21 protein-coding genes and 1 tRNA gene are annotated in these 18,707 nt (G+C 70.6%); 10 read left to right on the top strand and 12 right to left on the bottom strand.

What is annotated here, in order from left to right; all coding sequences use genetic code 11:
- The first annotated feature begins 14 nt into the window (after positions 1-14).
- Positions 15-692, top strand: coding sequence for a uracil phosphoribosyltransferase (gene upp / locus GRS48_RS01510; RefSeq protein ID WP_159483172.1), 678 nt, complete (start codon positions 15-17; stop codon positions 690-692).
- Positions 693-881: 189 nt separating this feature from the next.
- On the top strand, positions 882-1,106 hold the full coding sequence (locus GRS48_RS01505) for a hypothetical protein (RefSeq protein ID WP_159483171.1): 225 nt from the start codon (positions 882-884) through the stop codon (positions 1,104-1,106).
- A 32-nt stretch (positions 1,107-1,138) separates the two neighbouring features.
- Here the strand turns inward: GRS48_RS01505 and GRS48_RS01500 are convergent, their stop codons facing one another.
- Complete coding sequence (locus GRS48_RS01500) at positions 1,139-3,319, bottom strand: S9 family peptidase (RefSeq protein ID WP_159483170.1); 2,181 nt, start codon at positions 3,317-3,319, stop codon at positions 1,139-1,141.
- A gap of 55 nt (positions 3,320-3,374) precedes the next feature.
- Positions 3,375-3,968, bottom strand: coding sequence for an IMP cyclohydrolase (locus GRS48_RS01495; RefSeq protein WP_159483169.1), 594 nt, complete (start codon positions 3,966-3,968; stop codon positions 3,375-3,377).
- A 174-nt stretch (positions 3,969-4,142) separates the two neighbouring features.
- On the opposite strand from GRS48_RS01495, the gene GRS48_RS01490 reads away from it, so the two are divergent.
- A tRNA-Gln gene (locus GRS48_RS01490) sits at positions 4,143-4,215 on the top strand.
- Positions 4,216-4,470: 255 nt separating this feature from the next.
- On the opposite strand, the gene cgi121 is transcribed toward GRS48_RS01490, so the two are convergent.
- From cgi121 to GRS48_RS01470, 4 genes are all read right to left on the bottom strand, one after another.
- Positions 4,471-5,112, bottom strand: a complete 642-nt coding sequence (gene cgi121 / locus GRS48_RS01485) for a KEOPS complex subunit Cgi121 (protein WP_394351181.1) — start codon at positions 5,110-5,112, stop codon at positions 4,471-4,473.
- Positions 5,109-7,553 carry an ATP-dependent DNA helicase gene (locus GRS48_RS01480; RefSeq protein WP_159483168.1) on the bottom strand — a complete coding sequence of 815 codons (2,445 nt, stop codon included), beginning with the start codon at positions 7,551-7,553 and terminating at the stop codon, positions 5,109-5,111. The genes cgi121 and GRS48_RS01480 overlap by 4 nt, the downstream gene beginning before the upstream one ends.
- A gap of 91 nt (positions 7,554-7,644) precedes the next feature.
- Positions 7,645-7,899, bottom strand: coding sequence for a hypothetical protein (locus tag GRS48_RS01475; protein WP_159483167.1), 255 nt, complete (start codon positions 7,897-7,899; stop codon positions 7,645-7,647).
- A 25-nt stretch (positions 7,900-7,924) separates the two neighbouring features.
- Complete coding sequence (locus GRS48_RS01470) at positions 7,925-8,809, bottom strand: winged helix-turn-helix domain-containing protein (RefSeq protein WP_235027966.1); 885 nt, start codon at positions 8,807-8,809, stop codon at positions 7,925-7,927.
- A 196-nt stretch (positions 8,810-9,005) separates the two neighbouring features.
- Here GRS48_RS01470 and GRS48_RS01465 point away from each other — a divergent pair, with 196 nt between their 5' ends.
- Positions 9,006-9,248 (top strand): ferredoxin, encoded by a 243-nt coding sequence (locus tag GRS48_RS01465; RefSeq protein ID WP_159483166.1) that lies wholly within the window; start codon positions 9,006-9,008, stop codon positions 9,246-9,248.
- A 255-nt stretch (positions 9,249-9,503) separates the two neighbouring features.
- Here GRS48_RS01465 and hemB read toward each other — a convergent pair whose 3' ends face one another.
- From hemB to GRS48_RS01455, 3 genes are all read right to left on the bottom strand, one after another.
- Positions 9,504-10,484: a porphobilinogen synthase gene (gene hemB / locus GRS48_RS01460; protein WP_159483165.1), complete on the bottom strand. Its 981-nt coding sequence runs from the start codon at positions 10,482-10,484 to the stop codon at positions 9,504-9,506.
- A 226-nt stretch (positions 10,485-10,710) separates the two neighbouring features.
- Positions 10,711-10,875, bottom strand: coding sequence for a DUF6757 family protein (locus GRS48_RS14995; protein WP_200840190.1), 165 nt, complete (start codon positions 10,873-10,875; stop codon positions 10,711-10,713).
- Between the two features lie 24 nt (positions 10,876-10,899).
- A complete protein-coding gene (locus GRS48_RS01455) occupies positions 10,900-11,844 on the bottom strand; it encodes a PHP domain-containing protein (protein ID WP_159483164.1) in 945 nt (314 codons plus the stop codon).
- A gap of 163 nt (positions 11,845-12,007) precedes the next feature.
- Between GRS48_RS01455 and GRS48_RS01450 the strand changes: the two genes are divergently transcribed.
- Positions 12,008-12,292 carry a DUF2795 domain-containing protein gene (locus tag GRS48_RS01450; protein ID WP_159483163.1) on the top strand — a complete coding sequence of 95 codons (285 nt, stop codon included), beginning with the start codon at positions 12,008-12,010 and terminating at the stop codon, positions 12,290-12,292.
- A gap of 112 nt (positions 12,293-12,404) precedes the next feature.
- Here the strand turns inward: GRS48_RS01450 and GRS48_RS01445 are convergent, their stop codons facing one another.
- A complete protein-coding gene (locus GRS48_RS01445) occupies positions 12,405-13,454 on the bottom strand; it encodes a DUF5784 family protein (RefSeq protein ID WP_321168232.1) in 1,050 nt (349 codons plus the stop codon).
- 237 nt (positions 13,455-13,691) lie between these two features.
- On the opposite strand from GRS48_RS01445, the gene GRS48_RS01440 reads away from it, so the two are divergent.
- Positions 13,692-13,859 carry a DUF5786 family protein gene (locus GRS48_RS01440; protein WP_235027976.1) on the top strand — a complete coding sequence of 56 codons (168 nt, stop codon included), beginning with the start codon at positions 13,692-13,694 and terminating at the stop codon, positions 13,857-13,859.
- A 91-nt stretch (positions 13,860-13,950) separates the two neighbouring features.
- Here GRS48_RS01440 and GRS48_RS01435 read toward each other — a convergent pair whose 3' ends face one another.
- Both GRS48_RS01435 and GRS48_RS01430 read right to left on the bottom strand, forming a co-directional pair.
- The gene (locus GRS48_RS01435) at positions 13,951-14,619 is read right to left on the bottom strand and encodes a hypothetical protein (RefSeq protein WP_321168231.1); all 669 of its coding nucleotides are present in this window, start codon (positions 14,617-14,619) and stop codon (positions 13,951-13,953) included.
- Positions 14,616-15,647: an NAD(P)H-binding protein gene (locus GRS48_RS01430; protein ID WP_159483161.1), complete on the bottom strand. Its 1,032-nt coding sequence runs from the start codon at positions 15,645-15,647 to the stop codon at positions 14,616-14,618. Before GRS48_RS01430 ends, GRS48_RS01435 begins: the two co-directional genes overlap by 4 nt.
- 108 nt (positions 15,648-15,755) lie before the next feature.
- Between GRS48_RS01430 and GRS48_RS01425 the strand changes: the two genes are divergently transcribed.
- From GRS48_RS01425 to GRS48_RS01410, 4 genes are all read left to right on the top strand, one after another.
- A complete protein-coding gene (locus GRS48_RS01425) occupies positions 15,756-16,667 on the top strand; it encodes an MBL fold metallo-hydrolase (protein ID WP_159483160.1) in 912 nt (303 codons plus the stop codon).
- 77 nt (positions 16,668-16,744) lie between these two features.
- Positions 16,745-17,350, top strand: a complete 606-nt coding sequence (locus tag GRS48_RS01420) for a hypothetical protein (protein WP_159483159.1) — start codon at positions 16,745-16,747, stop codon at positions 17,348-17,350.
- 5 nt (positions 17,351-17,355) lie between these two features.
- Positions 17,356-17,853, top strand: a complete 498-nt coding sequence (locus GRS48_RS01415) for a hypothetical protein (RefSeq protein WP_159483495.1) — start codon at positions 17,356-17,358, stop codon at positions 17,851-17,853.
- Between the two features lie 74 nt (positions 17,854-17,927).
- Entirely contained in the window at positions 17,928-18,560 is a 633-nt protein-coding gene (locus GRS48_RS01410) for a YigZ family protein (protein ID WP_321168230.1), read from the top strand.
- Positions 18,561-18,707: the final 147 nt, after the last annotated feature.

Below are 18,707 nucleotides of genomic sequence, written 5' to 3'. Positions count from 1 at the left end.
CCCCCCTCCCGGTAATGACGATCGAAGACCGTGACGACGCGTACCTCATCACGCACGCGCTGGCGAAGGACACCCTCTCGCGGCTCCGGGATGTCGAGACGGAGCAGGTCGCCTTCCGGAAGGGGCTCGTCAAGCTCGGCCGCATCTGCGGTTACGAGGTGATCGACGGGGCGATGGAGACGGAGTACGTCCCGGTGCGGACCCCGTTAGAGGAGACGACCGGCGAGCGCGTCAAGGGACTCGACGACGTCGTCATCATCAACGTGCTGCGGGCGGCGACGCCGTTCGTCGAGGGGCTGTTAAAGGCGTTCCCGCGGGCGAAACAGGGCGTGATCTCCGCCGGGCGGGACGAGGAGGCCGGCATGAACGACGACGGCGAGTTCCCGATCACGGTGGACTACGTGAAACTGCCCGAGATCCGCGCGGACGACACGGTGATCGTCGCGGACCCGATGCTCGCGACCGGCTCGACGATGTGTGCCGTCCTCGATCACATCCTCGCGGACGCGGACGACTACGAGAACCTGTTCGTGCTCTCGGCGGTCTCCGCGCCCGTGGGGCTCGTTCGCGTCGCCGACGCGGTCCCGGAGGCCGACCTGCTGACGGTCGCCATCGACGACCACCTCAACGAGGACGGGTTCATCGTCCCCGGCCTCGGCGACGCCGGCGACCGAGCGTTCCGGACGACGTGACCGGCGGCTCAGCGTTCCGGACGACGTACCCGGTGGCTCAGCGTTCCGGACGACGTACCCGGTGGCTCAGCGTTCCGGACGACGTACCCGGTGGCTCAGCGTTCCGGGCCGCGTGATCGACGGCCGGCCGCCGACCCGGCGGCTCACGGTTCAGCGTACTTTTAAGGGACGTCCACGCGACGGGCCGGTATGAGTGACGCGGCGACGACCGACCCGTGTGACGCCTGCGGGGAGCCGACGACCGACGCGCTCGCCCGCACCGTTCGCCTCAGCGTCGACCGGGCCAACATCGACACCCAGCGGCTCTGTCCCGAGTGTTTCGCCGCCTGGATCCAGCGCTACCAGACCGAGATGAGCGACGGGGCCGACGACGCCGCGAGCGGCGGCTCCGACTCGGAGATCATCGTCGACTGACCGGGGGACCGTCGTCCCTCGATCGTCTTCCCCTACTCCTCGGTATCGGCGCCCGCCGTCAGCCCGTCGTCCGCGGGGCGGTCGAGCGCCGTCGGGGCGTCGTGGTGGTCGGAGTAGCCGTCGAACCAGCGGGCGATCCGTTCGAGACGGTCGACGACGTGGCCGGGCTCGCCCGAACGCGACAGCTCGTGTCCCTCCCGCGGGTAGCGGACGAACCGCGTCTCGACCCCGTTCTTCCGGAGGATCCGGTGGTACAGCTCCGCCGTGCAGATCGGCGTCCGCGTGTCGTCCTCGGCGTGGATCAAGAGCGTCGGCGTGTCAACGTTCGCCGCGTGCCCCGTCGGCGACCGCTCCCAGAGCCACTCCGGCTCCGCCCACGGCACGGTGTCGAAGTCCCCCTCGAGGAGCCGATAGACACCGTCCGTCGAGCCGTAGAAGCCGGTGAGGTCGTACACGCCGCGCTGGGCGACCGCGGCCCGGAACCGATCCGTCTGCCCGACCGCCCACGCGGTCATGAACCCGCCGAACGAACCCCCGGTGAGGAACGTGTTCGCCTCGTCGACGTACGAGCGGTCAGTCACCGCGTCGACGCCGGCCAGCACGTCGGTGAGCGTGACGGCCCCCCAGTCGCGTTCGATCGCCTGGAGGTACGACTCGCCGTAGCCCGCCGACCCCCGCGGGTTCGACCAGAAGACGACGTAGCCGCGCGCGGCGAGCGTCTGGAACTCGTGCCACATCGTCCCCGACGTCGACCACATCGCGTGGGGGCCGCCGTGGATCTCCACGGCGAGCGGGTATGACCCGTCGTCGGCCGACGCCTCGTCGAACTCCGGCGGCGTCAACACCCACCCGTGGACCGCACCCCGCTCGGATTCGAACCACAGCTCCTCCGGCTCGCCGACGTGGCGGTCAGCGAGGTACGCGGCGTTCAGTCCGGTGAGCCGCCGCGTCTCCCCCGCGCCGGCGTCGACGGCGAACACGTCGCCCGGGTGGTCCCACTCGCTCGTCGCGAGGACGGCCGTCACCGACTCGGGGCCCGCGCCGGCCGCGCCGCCGACGGTTCCACCCGAAACGGTGCCCTTCCGGACGAGCCGCTCGGGCGACGCGGAGCCGTCGGCGGGGGCGTGCCACAGCGCCGTCTCGCCCTCGTCGGGCGTCGTGAAGTAGACCGTCGTCCCGTCGGGGCCCCACATCGGCTCCACCTCGTGGCCGAGTCCGCGGTCGAGGTCCCCCGTCAGCGAGGTCACCGCGCCGCGCTCGCGGTCGAGGACGTGGAGGTCCGTCTGTTCGAGCGACGCCTGGTCGGGCTCGACGTGGGTGAACGCGACCCGTCCGTCGGCGGTCGCCGCGAGCGGCGTCGCCCAGCCGAACGTCGTGTGGATCCGGTCGACGGTGTCGGTCGCGAGGTCGTGGGCGTGGACGGCGATCTCGAAGGAGTCGTCCGGGTCGTCGCCGACCGATTCGGTGTAGTACAGCGTGTCGGCGTCGCCGAACTCGGGCGACCCGAACTCGGCCTCGCGGTCGGTGACGGGTTCGACCGCGGGCTCGGGGTCCGCGCGCGCGCCATCGACGGTCGCGTCGGCGTCGACGACGTACACCGCCGCCTGTCGGCCGTCGAAGTACCGCTGGGCCGACCGGAAGACCGTGCGGTCGACCACGCGCGGATCGGGGTGGTCCGCCGGCTCGTAGTCGTCGGGGACCGACAGGTCGCGGCCCGTCTCGCGGTCCTCGGGCGTGACCGCCTGGACGAAGGCGAGCCGGTCGCCGGCCGGCGACCACGCGATGTCGGAAACGCCGCCGACGACGTCGGTCAGCCGTCGCGCCTCGCCGCCGTCGGCCGGGACGACCCAGAGCTGGCGTCGGTCGTCGTCGCCCGCGCGCGTTGAAGTGAACGCGATCCGGTCGCCCGACGGGCTCCACCGCGGCTCCGCGTCGTCGCCCTCGGCGAGGGTGAGTCGGCGGGCCCCGTCGTCGGTATCGGCGGTGTCGGCGGTGTTGTCGGTATCGACGGTGTCGGCGGTATCGACGGTGTCGGCGGTGTCGGCGGCGTCTCCGGAATCACTGTCGACGTCGACGAGGTACACGGTCGACTCGACGGTCTCGTCGTCGATCGGCTGTTTCCGGAGGAAGGCGACGCGGTCGCCGTCGGGCGAGATCCGGGGATCGGCAGGCTTCGCGATGTCGTGATAGTCCGCCGCGGTCACGGGCTGCATACGCGTTCGTGTCGCGGCACCCTGAAAAGACGTCGGAAGGTGGAAGGCGCGCCCGCTACTCCTCGCCGTTGTCGAAGGCGAGGGAGACGCCGTCGGCGTCGACGGTCGCGCCCGCCGCACACACCGGGTGCTCGAAGTCGGCGGCGAGGAGCTCGCTTGCGGCCGCGCCGGCGTCGTCCGCGGCGAGCGCGTACGGTTCGGGACCGTCCGTCTCGTACGTCGCCACGATCGTGGGTTCGTCGACCGCCTCGACGAGGAGCGCGTCGCGTCTGACGGTCCCGATCGTCGCGGCGTCGGCGGCGACGATGCCGGCGATCCGCGGGGTGTCGTAGTCGTCCTTCTCGAAGTCGAGCGCGAGCAGCGGGCTGGCGAGCGCGTCCCGTGTCGGGTAGCCGAGCTCCAGTTTCTCCGCGATCGGGTCGACGTGGGAGCCGTTCCCGACGACCGCCAGCGGCTCGCCCGTCGGCGTCTCCACGCCGCGCGCGCAGTTGTACGAGACGTACGGGTTGTCCGTCGCTTCGGCCTCGGCCGTGGGGCCGACCGTGAGGGTTCCGTCGCGGTCGACCACGCGGCGGTTCGGGAACGAACGGGAGGAGACGCGGTACGCGCCGACGCCGGGGGCGACGACGACGAAACGGCCGATGTACATACACGAACGTGGCTATTCGTTCGCTTAAAAGCTGCCGATATGCACACGTTCGCGGAAGCCCGTCGCCATCGAGCACGCTGTCGGGGCGGCGGGTCCGCCGCATTGAGAACGGATCGCAGGGCGGGGGCAACGCGCAACGCTTACAAACACCCACTGACAACGGAGGATGCAGGCAGTCCATTGGGGTAGTGGCCAATCCTGTTGCCTTCTGGGGGCAACGACCCTGGTTCGAATCCAGGATGGACTATTCTCTGTGGCCGCGTCGTCCGGCACTGGGTCGCGCGACCCGATCTCCTGCGTCGACCCGATCGCGAACGCCGTCAACCGATTCGGCGTCCGCCCGTACACCGGCGTCGCAGCCTCCATCGCAGTCCGACGCTCACGATCGCGTGTCAGTATCTGCCGATTTAACCCATTTCGACTGGAACTATATCGTGCCGGGGTGTTGCGATTTCCACCGGAAAGAAGGGGGTTCATATCGGACGACCGGATCCCGAGACGGCTACTTCTCGACGTCGAGCAGGGCGACCCGTTCGAGCACGACGTCGGTCAGCCCGCCCGCGGTCGCGGCCAGTTCACGATCGGAGACATCGTAGAATGATCGAACGACCGCCTCGTCGAAGTCGAAGCCGTCCTCGGCTCTCGATCCGCCGGGCTCGGTCCGGGTATCCAGCGACCGCGAGACGGCCGCGACCGCCGCGTCGAGGTCGGCCGCAGGGCGGTCCGCCCCCGGAACGTCGCCGAAGTCGGCGACGGCGACGACCACCCGCCCCGATCCCTCGGAGACGCCGAGCCCGAGCGCACGGTCGATCTGCCGGCATCCGGCCGCGTACAGCAACACCTCGACGGCGGGGTCGCGTGCCACTGCCTCGCCGCGGGCGATCGAACGGGCGGCCAGCCGAACCGCGCGTCGAAGGTGGGCCTCGGAGACGACGAGGTCCGCGTCGAACGCCTGAACGACCGCACCCGTCTCCTCGCCGACGACCGCGAGTGCGTCGAGAAACGCGTCGAGGTCGTCGATCCGGGCCCGCTCCGCGACGATCCGCGCGGGCGGGATCGGGGGAGTTCCGGACGACCGACCACGGTCGGTATCGGAGCCACGGTCGGCGGCCGGGCTGACACCGGGATCGGGCGCGCCAGTCACTGGAAATCACCGAGGCTTGCCTGGCCCTCACCGTCGTCACCGTTCGCCGAGCCCGCGGTCGCGGCGGCGGACGCCGACCGATCGGCACGGACGCCGTCCATCGACGGGTCCTCGCGGCCGGCGTTCTCGAGGACGCGCTCGGCCGTCCGCTCCCGCCCGCGGAGCGCCCCGAGCACGACCGCCTTGTCCGCCTCGCGGAGGTCGGCGCGGGTCTCGATGCCCGCCTCGAACAGCCGCCGGGCGCGTTTGCGACCGACGTTCCGAACGCCGGTGAGGTCGAGCAGCTCCTCGCGGACGCCGTACTCGACCCGCTTGCGCGCCTCCCGTACCGCGAGCACCGCGTCGCCGTCGACCCCGTCGACGTCCCTCGCGATCGTCTCCGCGGCGCGGAGCAACCACTCGGCGGTGTCGACCTTGCCGCGGATGTCGCCGGGGCCGACGCCGTACCGCTCGGTCAATCGGTCCTCGTCGACCTCGCTCGCCCAGTCCTCCAACAGCCGGGCGGTCTTCAGCGAGGCGAGCCAGTCCTCGAAACGGACGTCCTCGTACTCCGAGGGCGCGTCCCCGAGGAGCTCCGCCTCGCGCTCGTAGTACGTCTCCTCGTACCTCTCGCGGTCGCCCGACTTCAGGTAGAGTTCATACATGTCCGGAGTCCGACTGAGAAGGTGGTAGAGGCCGAGCGGCGTGATCGACGGGCGAGGAGCGCCGTCGTCCTCGCTCGCGTCTCCCTCGACGTTAGCACCGTCGACACGGGTGTACGTGCCGAAGGCCGGCTCGTCGGAGGCATCGCCGTCGTCCGCGTCCGCCGCAAGCGTGAACTCGCCGGCGCTCGGCTCCGTCGTTTCTTCCCTGCAAGCGTCCCGAAGCCCGTCGATCATCGTCGCGGCGCTCATCGGGTCGAGGTAGAGCCGGGAGACGGTGTGGCCGATCCCCGTCGCGGCGAGCCGCTCGGTTCCACCCTCCCGGTCGCGTTCGATGAAGCCGTTGACGACGAGGTAGTCGATCACGGTGTCGGTCACCGCCGCGAGCCGCCCGGCGTCGTCGGTCTGGGTCGCGTAGAGCGTGTTGTCGAGGAACTCTAAGAGCCCCTCGCGCGTCGCGGCGAAGCCGGAGGCGATCGTCGCGAGCGCGTGGGTTCGGAGCGCCGGTTCGGCCGCGAGCTTCGAGCGGACCGGCTCCGCGTCCGCCCAGACGTACCGATCGAACAGCTCGTCCATCGTGTCCGCGTCCGACGCGAGCAGCACCGCCTCGCCGTACGGGTCGAGCCCGGGGCGGCCCGCCCGCCCGCACATCTGGTGGACCTCGAGGACGTCGAGCGGCTTCATCCCCCCGAAGTCGCCGTCGTAACGCCGCCAGTCGCGGACGATCACCCGCCGAGCGGGAGTGTTAACGCCGGCCGCCAGCGTCGGCGTGGCCGCGACGACCTTGATCAGCCGGTCGCGGAACGCATCCTCGACGAGTGACCGGTGTTCCGCGGCGAGCCCGGCGTGGTGGAACGCCGCGCCCCGTTCGACGGCCGTCGCGAGGTCCTCGGAGGTGTCCGTGTCGGAGACGTCACGGAGGTCGGCGGCGAGGTCGCGGAGCGCGTCGCGCTCGTCGGCGGTCAGCCGCGACCCGGTCACGTCCGTCAGCCGGCGGGCCGCGCTCTCGGCGTTCCGGCGGGAGTTGACGAAGACGAGCGAGGAGCCGCCCTGACCGTCCTCCTCGGTGTCGAGAGCGTCGCCGACGAGCGCCGCGGTCTGGTCGTCGGCCCCCTCGACGCGCACCTCGGTCTGGCTCCCGTCGTCGAAGTTGATCGCGTTGCCGTAGTGAACCCCCATCCGGAGGTCGATCGGCCGCCAGTCGGACTCGACGAGCTCGGCGTCGAGCCAGTCGGCGATGACGTCGGCGTTGCCGACGGTCGCCGAGAGCGCGACGGTCTGGAGGCCGGGGTTCACGCGGCGGAGCTTCGCGAGGGTCACCTCGAGGGTCGGCCCCCGTCCGGCGTCGTCGACGAGGTGGACCTCGTCGCTCACGACGCAGGTCAGGTCGTCGATCCACGGCGCGCCGTTGCGGACGAGCGAGTCGACCTTCTCGGACGTCGCGACGATCACGTCGCGGGTCGCGAGCCACTCGCCGTCGGAGTCGTAGTTGCCCGTCGAGACGCCGACGGTCACCCCGTGATCCTCCCACCGCTCGAACTCCGCCTTCTTCTCGGAGGCGAGCGCGCGCAGGGGAACGATATATAAGGCCGTGCCGCCCCGCTCGATCGCCGACAGCATGGCGAGCTCGGCGATCAACGTCTTGCCGGAGGCGGTCGGGACGGCCGCGACGAGGCTCTCGCCGTCGAGGACGCCCGCCTCGACGGCCGCCGCCTGGGGCGGGTAGAGCTCGGCGACGCCCTCCGCCTCGAGCGCCTCGCCGACGCCCGCGGGGAGCCCGGAGAGCGAACTCGGTTGCATTAGGGTGGCTTAGACCCCGATCCGGTTTAACGCGTCGGAACCGGGAGGCGGACGCCGGTCGTGGAACGTCACACCTCGTCGGGCCCGGAACTCACACCTCGTCGTCGGGGTCGTGGTCGGCCGCCATCCGCGACGCCTCGCGGGCGAACCGCTCGACCTCCTCGTCGGGCGCGGCCCCGAGGTCCTCGTCGGCGACGTCGCGGCCGGCGGTGACGGACCCGCCCATCACGAGCCGCCGCTCAGCGAGCTCGCGCGTGTAGATCCGCGCCCCGTCCGTCGTCGCGTACGTCAGCCGTACGAGCCCCTTCGAGTCGAACTGCCGGTCGACGAGCCAGACGTCGGTCATCGTCGACACGACGCCCGCGTCGCCCTTAAACCGGGTGGTCGGTGGATTCGGTAGCCGCGGAGGGGTCGTCGGACTCGGTAGCGGCGGAGGGGTCGTCGGACTCGGTAGCTGCGGAGAGGTCGTCGGGGGCGATCGTCTCGGCGGGGTCGACGGGATCGGCGCGGTCGCGGTACGACCGATACCGCTCCCGCGCCCAGGCGACGGCGTCCGGGTCGTCGTTCGTGATCATTCCGCCCGAATCGCCGGTCCGGAAGGTGATCCCCGCGTGCGCCCCCGACGGCGTCTCGAACACCCACAACGCGTACGGGAGGGACCCGTCGCTCTCGTACAGCGTGAACGACTCGCTATCGACGAGCGAGCCCACGGGCGCGTCCGACAGCGCCGCAAGGGCCGACACGACCGCGGGCTCGGCGACGACTTCCGCCTCGAACGCCCCGCGGTCGGTCTCACGATCGAGGAGGAACACGTCCGACTTGAGGACGGCCGGGGCCAGCCCGTACATCGCCGTGGCCCGCTCGAGGAGGTTGCCGACGGACGTCTCCGGCCCGTCCGGCGCGTGCGGGCCCGCGACGGTCACCGTCGCTCCTCGGAGGAAGGTCGCCGGGAGCGTCACCCCGTCCGGGAGCCCGTTCAGCAGGGTGCTCGCCCGGTCGACGGCGTCGGTCGACGCCGCGTAGCGCCGGTGTGCAGCCAACGCGTGCCGGCCCGTCGCGGTGAGCGAGTACGTTCCGTTCCGAGAGTCGACGCAGTCGACCGCTTCGAGGTCGTCGATCGCCCGATCGACCGTCGAGCGGGAACTCGCCAGCCGATCGACGAGCTCCGGCTTGCTCGCGGGCGCATCCGCGAGGCTTCCGAACACGTCGGCGCGCTTGGAGAGCGCCTCGCGGAGCGCCGTACCGTTCGAGTCCATACGTCCGCATTCGGACGGGGGCTTATAAACCTCGGAGACGGGCGAGAAGTCGGAGCGACCGGTGGAGGGCACCGGCGTCAGCGGGCGTTCGTACCGAGGGGACGAGGGGGAGATACCCTCACCGACCGGGAGAACTCCCGGGGTGCGGGAACCGCCGGCCCGCCACGGCTTTGTACCCGCTCGCTGTACCGTTCGTATGCGCGTGACGTTCGACCGGGACACCTGTATCGGGATGTACCAGTGCGTGGCGGAGTGGGACGCCTTCGAGAAGGACCTCAACGACGGGAAAGCCGACCTCGTCGGGAGCGAGGAGGAGAGCGAGGACGTGTTCGTTCTGGAGGTGCCCGACGGCGAGGAGCTCGACGCGAAGTTCGCGGCGCGGACGTGCCCGGTCGACGCGATCGAGGTGTACGACGACGACGGCGAGCAGATCGTCTGAACGGTTCGGAGCCGGCGGCGACACGAACGCCGGCGAACCGTTTCGGGCCCTCGTCCGCGGGACTCGGAGAGGGAGTCCCGTTCCCCTCCCGACCGTACCGCACCTCGTCCTCCCCACCCGTCGGCCGACGCCCTCCGCGTCGCTCCGGCCGTCGGCCGGGCCCTCGCGCGCGTTTCTCGCGCGCGCCGGAGGACTGGAACGCGGGTGCGCCTGAGATCGCGAAGGGTCGCGAGCAGCGCTCTCCTCCGGGGTTCCTTATAAGCGCTCGGCGAGGTCCTCGGCGAAGTACGTCACGATCAGGTCCGCGCCGGACCGCTTCAGCGACAGCAGCGACTCGTGGGCGGTCGCCTCGAGGTCGAGCCACCCCTTCTCGGCGGCGGCGTGGAGCATCGCGTACTCGCCGGAGACGTTGTAGGCGGCGATGGGGTGGTCGAACTCCTCGCGGAGGTCACGGACGACGTCGAGGTACGGGAGCCCGGGTTTCACCATCAGCACGTCCGCGCCCTCGGCGGCGTCGAGCCGGGCCTCGCGGAGCGCCTCCCGGCGGTTCGCGGGGTCCATCTGGTAGTGTCGGCGGTCGCCGAACGCGGGCGCGCCGTCGGCGGCGTCGCGGAAGGGTCCGTAGAAGGCCGACTCGTACTTGACGGCGTAGCTCATCAGCGCCACGTCCTCGTGACCCGCCTCGTCGAGGGCCGCCCGGATCGCCCGCACCTGCCCGTCGGTCATCGCGGACGGCGCGACCATGTCCGCGCCCGCGTCCGCCTGCGACACCGCGGTCCGCGCGAGCAGGTCGAGCGTCTCGTCGTTGCGAACGGTGAGCGTCGGGTCCGTCTCGGCGTCCGCCTCGATCACGCCGCAGTGGCCGTGGTCGGTGTACTCACAGAGACAGACGTCGCCGACGACGTACGCGTCAGTCTCGGCCGAGACCCGTCGGATCGCGCGCTGGACCACGCCGTCAGGAGCGTACGCACGCGATCCCGTCGGGTCCTTCGACTCGGGGATCCCGAAGACGATGACCGCCTCGACGCCGGTCGACAGGACCTCCTCGACGCGGGCGACCGTCTCGGCGACCGGGACGCGCTCGTGGCCGGGCATCGTGCCGATCGGCACGCGCTCGTCCGTCGTCGCGTCGACGAACACCGGCGCGATCAGGTCCGTCGCCGAGAGATCGGTCTCGCTGACGAGGGGCCTGACGCCGTCCGTCCGGAGCCGCCGGGGGCGATCGAGGGGATGCATGGCCGACGCTTGGCTCCCGGCCGTCTTTTAAGGATCGCTCCGGACCGGCCGCCCGCGTACGGACTCGTGACTCGGGCGGGTAGCGGTCCTGAGACGCGCTGAGAAGCTCTGAGACGCGCTGAGACGCGACGTGTTCGCGAGGGGGAGCCAGACGTGGTCGGCGGACGGCTTCGCCGCGGGCGTCGGAGCCGTCGCGGGCGGCGAAGCCGTGAACGGGTGGCGGCGGCTACTCCGCGGAGTCGACGTCGATCTGCTCGCGGATGGCGGCGAGCTCGTCGGACTCCGCGAGCTCCTCGATCCGCTCGCGGAAGTGCTCCTCACAGAGGCCGACGGTGACGCCGCCCTTCTCGGCACCGTAGGCGGCCTTTCGGTCACAGTAGTGACACTGCATACCTCCCGTTGGACGGCGGCGGCTTTAACCCTGTTCGTCGTCGGGCTCGGGAAGCCGCTCGCGGATCGGCTCGAACGTGTCCGTGGTCAGCCCCGCCCCGCCGAGCGCTCGCCCGTGAGCGTCGCTCCCGCCGGTTCGGAGGAGTCCGGCCGACGCCGCCACCCGGTCGACGAGGTCCACGTCGACGTCGCGGCCGTAGGGGTACCAGCGCTCGACCGCGTCCAGTCGTCGGGCGACGTCGAGCGCGGCGTCGACGTCGCGATAGCGGAAGGGGTGTGCGAGCCCGACGAACGCACAGGCGTCGCGGAGCAGCTCGATCCCTCGGTCGAGAGCGGTCACCTCGCGCGCGACGAAACAGGGCCCGCCGTCGCCGATCAGCTCCTCGAACGCCGCGTCGTAGTCGTACGGGGCCGACGAGGCGTCGATCGCGCGGGCGATGTGCGGTCGACCGATCCCCGGCCGCGGCTCGAGGTCGAGGGTGACGCCCAGCCGCTGCTCGACGCGCTCCAGCATCCGCGCGCCGCGCTCCTGGCGGTCCGCCTGCAGGCGGTCCACCTCGGCGACGAGCGGGTCGGTCCCGCGGACCGCGTAGCCGAGCAGGTCGAGCCGCTCGACGCCCGCGTCGACGCGAAGCTCGATACCGCGGACGATCCGCACCCCGTCGCGCTCGACGACCGGGGCGTCGATCCCGGGATGGATCCGGTCGTGGTCCGTGACGGCGACCCAGTCGAGCCCCGCCTCGCGGGCGGCCGCGGGGACCTCCTCGATCCGCAACGTGCCGTCGGAGGCCGTCGTATGCGTGTGGAGGTCCGCGATCACCTCGCCGTCGACGATCGCCGCGTCGTCGGTAGCCGTCCCGTCATCGATGGCCGTCTCGTCGTCTATCGCCGTCCCGCCATCGGTGACGATCCCGCCGCCGGCGACAGCCGCGGCGGGCTCCGTGTCGGTCGTCTCTCCGGGGCCGTGCATACCAAAGGCGTGTCCGGGCCGGAGTAAGCCGCAACGGTTCCGGCGAGCGCCGAACCCATGTTGATTGTTCACGAACGGCAATTAAGGACCGTTAAGGAATACACCGTCGACTAAGGTTATTCATGGACAATCATTAAGGACCTGCGAGGTCTCCCATCCATTGATGCGCCTGAACGGTATCGACGACCGGCTCGAACGGCACCAGTACCCGATGACCTCGGCGGAGATAATCGCGGCTCACGGCAACGCGACCGTAGAGCTCGCGGACGGGACCGAGCGGCTCGGCGACGTGCTGGAGCTGTTCGGCGAGCAGACGTTCGACCGGCCGGACGAGGTGTTCGACACCCTCCGGGCCGGCGTCTGTCACCGCGCCGTCGGCCGACGGTTCTACTCCGACCGGGACCCGGCGACCGCCGGCGAGCGGGGATCACAGCCCGTCTCGTTCTGACCGGCGAACGGCGACCGAGCGGTTCCTTTTCGGCGGGAGTACCAAACCAGAAACGGCCTCGAGACGTCACCACGGCGCTCGACGTGAGCGGTCCGAGACGTGTTATCGCCTACTAGCCGACCCACTCGATCGCCGCCGAGAGGTCCAACGGCACCGACCCCTTCGAGTACCCCTCGACGCGCCCGTCGGGGCGTGCACGGAACACGACCGCGGGTTTGTGCCGGACGTCGGGTCGCTGTTCGCGGACCGAGCGCCAGTCCGCGTCGGGGAACGAGCTGCAGTCGACGAAGAGGGTCACTCCGCCGGCGTGCGCCTCCAGCTGCCCGTTCGTCTTCGTCTGTGCGGTGTCGCGCACCGCGGCGACCGGCGTGTTCGCGCTTCGGCCGGAGACGGGCTGGGGGCGCGTCACCTCGACGAGCGACGCGGTTCCGGTGGCAGGGTCCTCCGCTCGATAATCGAGCGAGTGACCGGTCGTCACCTCGATCTCCGGGGTGATCCCGTAGCCCGCGTCCGTGAGGACCTTCGCGGCCGTGAACTCGGCGACCGTGGCGCTCATCCGGACGAGGTCCATCGACGCGGACGTCCCGAGCTTGCCGGCCATCGTCTCCCGGTAGGGGTCGAGGATGCCCGAGTGAAGCAGCCGCTCGACGTAACCGGCCCCCTCGTCGCGCGTCGCGTCCGGGAACCCCGCCGCGTGGTCGCGAAAGAACGCGCGGGTCGTCTCCGACCCGTCCTTCGAGCAGAACACCGGGAGGAAGTACCACGAGACGTGCGGGTAGTCGGCGAGCCACGGCTCGTCGTCGTGTAACCCCGCGAGGAGCTCCCGCTGTGCCCAGCGCGAGACCCCGTACGGGACCTCGTCGAAGCCGTACTTGTCCGTTCGCCAGAGGTCGCGCGGCGTCTCCGTGTTGCCGAGCCAGTACCCGACCGGCCCGCCGCCGGTCCCGGCCGGCGGGTCGTCGTCGTGGTCCGTCCAACAGAACAGCGCCATCGAGCCGTCGTCCATGTCGAACCGTCGAGCGTCGTATCCGCGGGGCGGTTTGAACCACGGGTCGCTCGCGGTCGCTCCGAGGTTGTCGTCCAGCGGCCGTTCGATCCGCGAGCGGACCCGGTCGGCGTTCCACGTCTCGGGTGCACGCCTGAATCGGAGCGGTTGTGCCACGGATCTGCTACCGCCCCGGGACGCTAAGGGTTTGCGGTGACCCCGACGGATCGACGTTAGCGCCGATGCCATCGGCGACACGAACGCCGAACGTTCGGCTTTCCGGCGCGTACGCCCGGCTTACTGCTGGGTGAAAACCCCCGTCCTGCGGTCGATTCGAGTATTAACACGATCATTCACAGTATACAACCGACACATATATCACCAGTAACAACCAAGCGCATGTGTACCATGTCAATGGGTGCCTATGACGAGGACGAACACGAGCGCCGTGAACAGAAGACCGGCGTCGTCGACGCCGATTTCGACGCCGTACGCGCCGAGTATTCGGGATCTCTCACGTACGATTCGGGGGACTCGGCGGAGGCACTCCTCGACAAGTTCCAGGAGCTGCAAGGTAAGTAGTCCCGGTGACCGACCGACCACAGCCCTCATTTTCCATCGCCGCGCAACCGACCGATAGCGTCGACGCCGTCCCGTAGACACATCGTCCGGATCACGAGAGGACGATCGCGGCCGTACAGACCGCCGCGACCGCGACGACGTGGCCGACGACCGCGCCGAGCAGCAACGGATCGCTCCACAGGAACGGGACGAGCACCAGCTGGATCGCGGAGAAGGCGACGTTCTCGGCGTCGAGACGCCGGGCGCGCGCCCTGTCGCTCGGCGAGAGGTCGACGTTGACGGCCCGCCACAGCGCGACCACCGCGCTCCACCAGGAGGTCCCGATCCGATAACAGAGGTCCCAGAGGATCAGGAGGGTCAGGTACACCGCCGCGACGGGCGGGTCCGGCCCGAACAGCCGATGGAGCAGACCGACGTCCCAGACGAACAGGTACGTCACCAGGCCGATGAACGCGAGGATCCCCAACACGATCTCGATGCTCGACCCGAACAGGAGCCGTTTGTGTGCGGGCGGCGTCGACAGCCGACGGTTCCCCTCCCCGAGGCGGTGCATCTCGACGCTGCCGGCGGCGGCGACGAGGACCGCGACCGTACCGGCGAGGACGGCGCTCCACAGCCCGTAGTACCACCCGAGGAGGAGGACGCCGGTCTGGAACAGGATCACCTGTATCGCGACGGCGGCGGTCCGTGAGAGGTCGAGCCCGGGGATCCCGCCGACGAGGCTCTCGTACACCCACGTCTCGCCGTACCGACGGCTCACCGCGACGACCCCATGCCGTTCGGGGATCCGTCCGAGTTCGCGAGATCCGAATCCGCGGCGTCGACGCTCCCGCCGGAGCCGTCGGCCCGCTCGTTCGTTACGCCGATCCGATACGGCTCGTCGCCCGCCGGGCGACTCTCGTCGAGGGCCCTCGCGACCGCCAGGTCGAACGGCGTCCCGTCGATGGGGACGTACTCGCGGATCCGTGTGTCCTCGACGACGACCGGGTTCCGCATCCCCTCGACCAGCGACCGCGCGAGGAACGGGTCGACGTCCGTGACGAGCCGGAGCCACATCGCCGAGAGCCGCGGGCTCAACACCGGCACCCGGACGATCCGGAGCTGCTGGCCGAGCTGCCGGCGGGTCCGGCGGAGGATCTCCGCGTAGGTCAACACCTCCGGACCGCCGATCTCGAACGTCTCGCCGGCCGTCGCCGGCTCGTCGAGAACGCCGACCAGGTAGGCGACGACGTCGCCGACCGCGATCGGCTGACACCGCGTGTCGACCCATTTGGGAGTGATCATCACGGGGAGTCGGGTCGCGAGCCCCCGTATCACCTCGAAGCTCGCGCTCCCCGCGCCGATGACGATCGCCGCCCGGAGCGTGGTCAGCGCGTACGTACCCTCGGCGAGGAGGCGTTCGACCTCCCGCCGCGAGCGGAGGTGTTCGGAGAGCTCGTCGCGGTCCTCGCCGAGCCCGCCGAGGTAGACGACGCGCGGGACGCCGGCCGCCGACGCGGCGGCCGCGAAGTGACGCGCACAGTCGCGGTCCCGCGCCGCGTATCCCGGCCCGCCCTCCATCGAGTGGACCAGGTAGTACGCGGCGTCGACGGGGTCGCCGTCGACCGCGAACGCGGGCGGCAAGCTCTCCGGTGCGAGGAGGTCCCCCTCGATGACCCGGACGCCGGCCGGGGCGTCGTACTCGGTCGCGTCGCGAACGAGCACGGTCACCTCGTGGCCGCCCTCGAGGAGCGCCGGGGCCAGTCGTCCTCCGACGAACCCGGTCGCGCCGGTGACGAGAACGTGCATACGCGATCGACGGCCGGCATCGGCATAAGTCCCAGCCACGGGCCTCGCGGGCGGGTCGCAACGGACACGATCGACCGATAGAAGGCCCCCGGGGGTGTCGAACCCGTCATGAAGGCTGGCGAGTTCGAGCCGGTTCGCGGCGTCGAGGACCTGTACGTCCACGACACGGGGATGTTCGACACCGACGAGTACGGGTCCGTCTACGTGTACGACACCGACCGCCCGGCCGTGATAGACACGGGGACGGGGGCGAACCGCGAGACGCTGTTCGAAACGCTCGAAGCGATCGGGATCGGCCGCGAGGACCTCGCGTCGATCGTGCCGACGCACGCACACCTCGACCACGCCGGCGGGGCGGGCCACCTCGCCGAGCGGTACCCGAACGCGGAGGTCCTCGTCCCCGAGAAGGGCGTGAGACACCTCGTCGATCCGGGCGCGCTCGTGGCCGGAACGAAGGCCGCCGTCGAGGACCAGTGGCGGCACTACGACGAGCCGCGTCCCGTGCCGGCGGACCGTATCTCGGGGGTGACGGAAGGGGACCGGATCGACCTCGGCGATCGGGAGCTCGTCGTCCACGACGCGCCGGGACACGCCCCGCACCACGCCGTGTACCACGAGCCCGACGCCGAGGTCGTGTTCACCGCCGACGCCGCGGGGATATACGTTCCCGAGGTCGACACCGTCGTCGAGACGACGCCGCCGCCACAGTTCGATCTCGACCGCTGTCTCGCCGATATCCGGACGATCGCCGAGCTCGATCCCGAACACCTCTGTTTCGCTCACTTCGGGCCGCGACGATACGATCCCGAACTGCTGGGCGAGGCGAAACGGGCGTACGTCGAGTGGGTTGAAGCGGTTCGCGCGAAGCGAGAAACCCTCGCGAACGACGAGGCCGTCGTCGACTACTTCGAGGAGGCGAGCGCGGATCTCGAGTTCTGGAACCCCGAACGCGCCCGAGCCAACGCCGGGTTGAACACGCGTGGCGTGTTGACGTTCCTCGATAAGGTCGACGCGGAGTGAGAGCCCGATCGACGTCGATCGCGTCGCCGCGCGGTAGAAACGCCCTAATCCCCACGTCGCGTATCGTCGTCCAACTGATGGGTATCTTCGAGACGATCCGCGCCGTGCTCGGGACGAACGCGGAGACCGACGCGACGCGCGACGCCGACCCCGAGGACCTGTTCGGGATGTCGACGGCGTACGTGACGATGGAGGCCGACCTCGGCTACGACCACTGCGGGGAGGCGGCGCTCTGCTTCTCCGGAGTCGACAGTACGCGCTTCGACGACGCCGTCGGGGAGGTCGAGGCGATCCTCGAGGCCGGGGAGATGGAGACGGGGACGGGCTTCCACCGATACGAGGACGATCACGGCTACCACTGGTTCGTGCTGGAGGACGACGATCCGGAGGACCTCGTGACGAGCGTCCACTTCGCGGCCGACCAGTTCATCGAGGAGGGGTTCGGCTCGCGCCTGCTCGCCGCCGTGTTCGGGTTCGAGGCCGACGGCGGGAACGCCTACTGGATCTACTCGTTCCGTCGCGGGGCGTACTACCCCTTCGCGCCTGCCGGCGACCACGAGCGGAACCAGCGCGTCGAGTTCAAGCTGCAGTCCGTCCTCGACGGCGAGTTGGGGGTCGAAGGCGACGAGTCGTACTGGTACCCGCTCTGGCCGGACGTGCCCGGGAACCACCCGTGGGAGTGACGCCGATGGAGGCGAACCCCGTCGACTCGGGCGCGGCGGCCGATGGACGTGACACGCCGCGGAAGCGGCTGCTACGAGCGGTCGCCGCGCAGACGGCGGTGTTGAGCGCCGCGGTCCATCTGCTGTGGGCGTGGCCGCGGATCGGGGTCGAAGGCGACCCGCGACCGTACGTGTTCCTCCTGGGCGGCGCGTTTACGGTGCTCGTCGCGGCCGCGACGCTACAGGCCGACGAGTACCGACGGCTGTACGCGCTCGGTGCGGGGACGCTCCTCGCCTTCCTCGTCGGCTATGCGGGCTGGTACGGGGCCGGGGCCGCCGCCGTGCTCGCCGCCGACCCCTTAGCGATCGTCGGGAAGATCGCCGAGGTCGTCGGCGTCCTCGCGTTCGTCGCGCTGTACCGGCTCGCGCCGCCGACGAGCGTCGTCGTGGCACGCCGCCGGGAGCTCGAACGGGATCGGAGCAGCGACGAGGGAGGAAGTGATAGGTGGAGCGATGAGCCGTGAGGGAGAGGGGATGGACCCTGAGCGACGTCGCGTGAGCGACACGGCTTAATCGGAACCGCTCAAAGGCACGGGCAGTGACCGACACGTACCAGACGGTGGCCGGGCGGGCGACCGCGACGTTCGAGGTCCACGGGTCCGAGTTCCTCGGCCACGTCGCGCCGGCGGACACGGTCGCGGAGGCGGAGGCGTTCATCGAGGCGGTCGAGACGGAGTACGCCGACGCCACGCACAACGTTCCGGCGTACCGCGTTCCGGCCGGCGAGCCCTCCGAACGAACGCCCGGGAACGACGTGATGCTTCGGGAGTACGCCTCCGACGACGGTGAGCCGACCGGTTCGGCCGGGAAACCGGCGCTGAACGTCCTCCAACAGCGCGACGTCCGGAACGTCGTCGCCGTCGTTACGCGCTACTACGGCGGGACGAACCTCGGCGTCGGCGGGCTCGCTCGCGCGTACTCGCGGGCGGTGAAGGAAGGGGTCGACGAGGCCGAGGTCGTAGAGGAGCGGCCACACCGGCGGCTCGTCGTGACGACGGGATACGACGACTCCGGGACCGTCCGCGGCGTGATCGAGTCGGCCGACGTCGAGTTCGAGGCCGACTACGACGAGCGGGTCACCTTCGATCTCCGCGTGCCGCTCGCCGAGGTGGAGGAGGTGATCGATCGGCTCAACAGCGCGACGAGCGGGCGGGTCGGGATCGACGACTGATCGAGACGCCGATGGGCCGGATCGGGTGCAGGGAGCCGATGACCGGCGGTGTCGACCGATCGCAGGGCGAACAGGCGACGCGCCGAGCGTGTCCGTGCCCGCGGCGGTGCGTCGCGCCACCGCCGAGTTCGCCGCGGGCGACCGTCG

The organism is Halorubrum sp. JWXQ-INN 858, assembly GCF_009806985.1.
Classification (GTDB): Archaea; Halobacteriota; Halobacteria; order Halobacteriales; family Haloferacaceae; genus Halorubrum.
The sequence above is the reverse complement of the archived record's forward strand: the minus strand, read 5'-3'. Positions and strand labels throughout refer to the sequence as shown.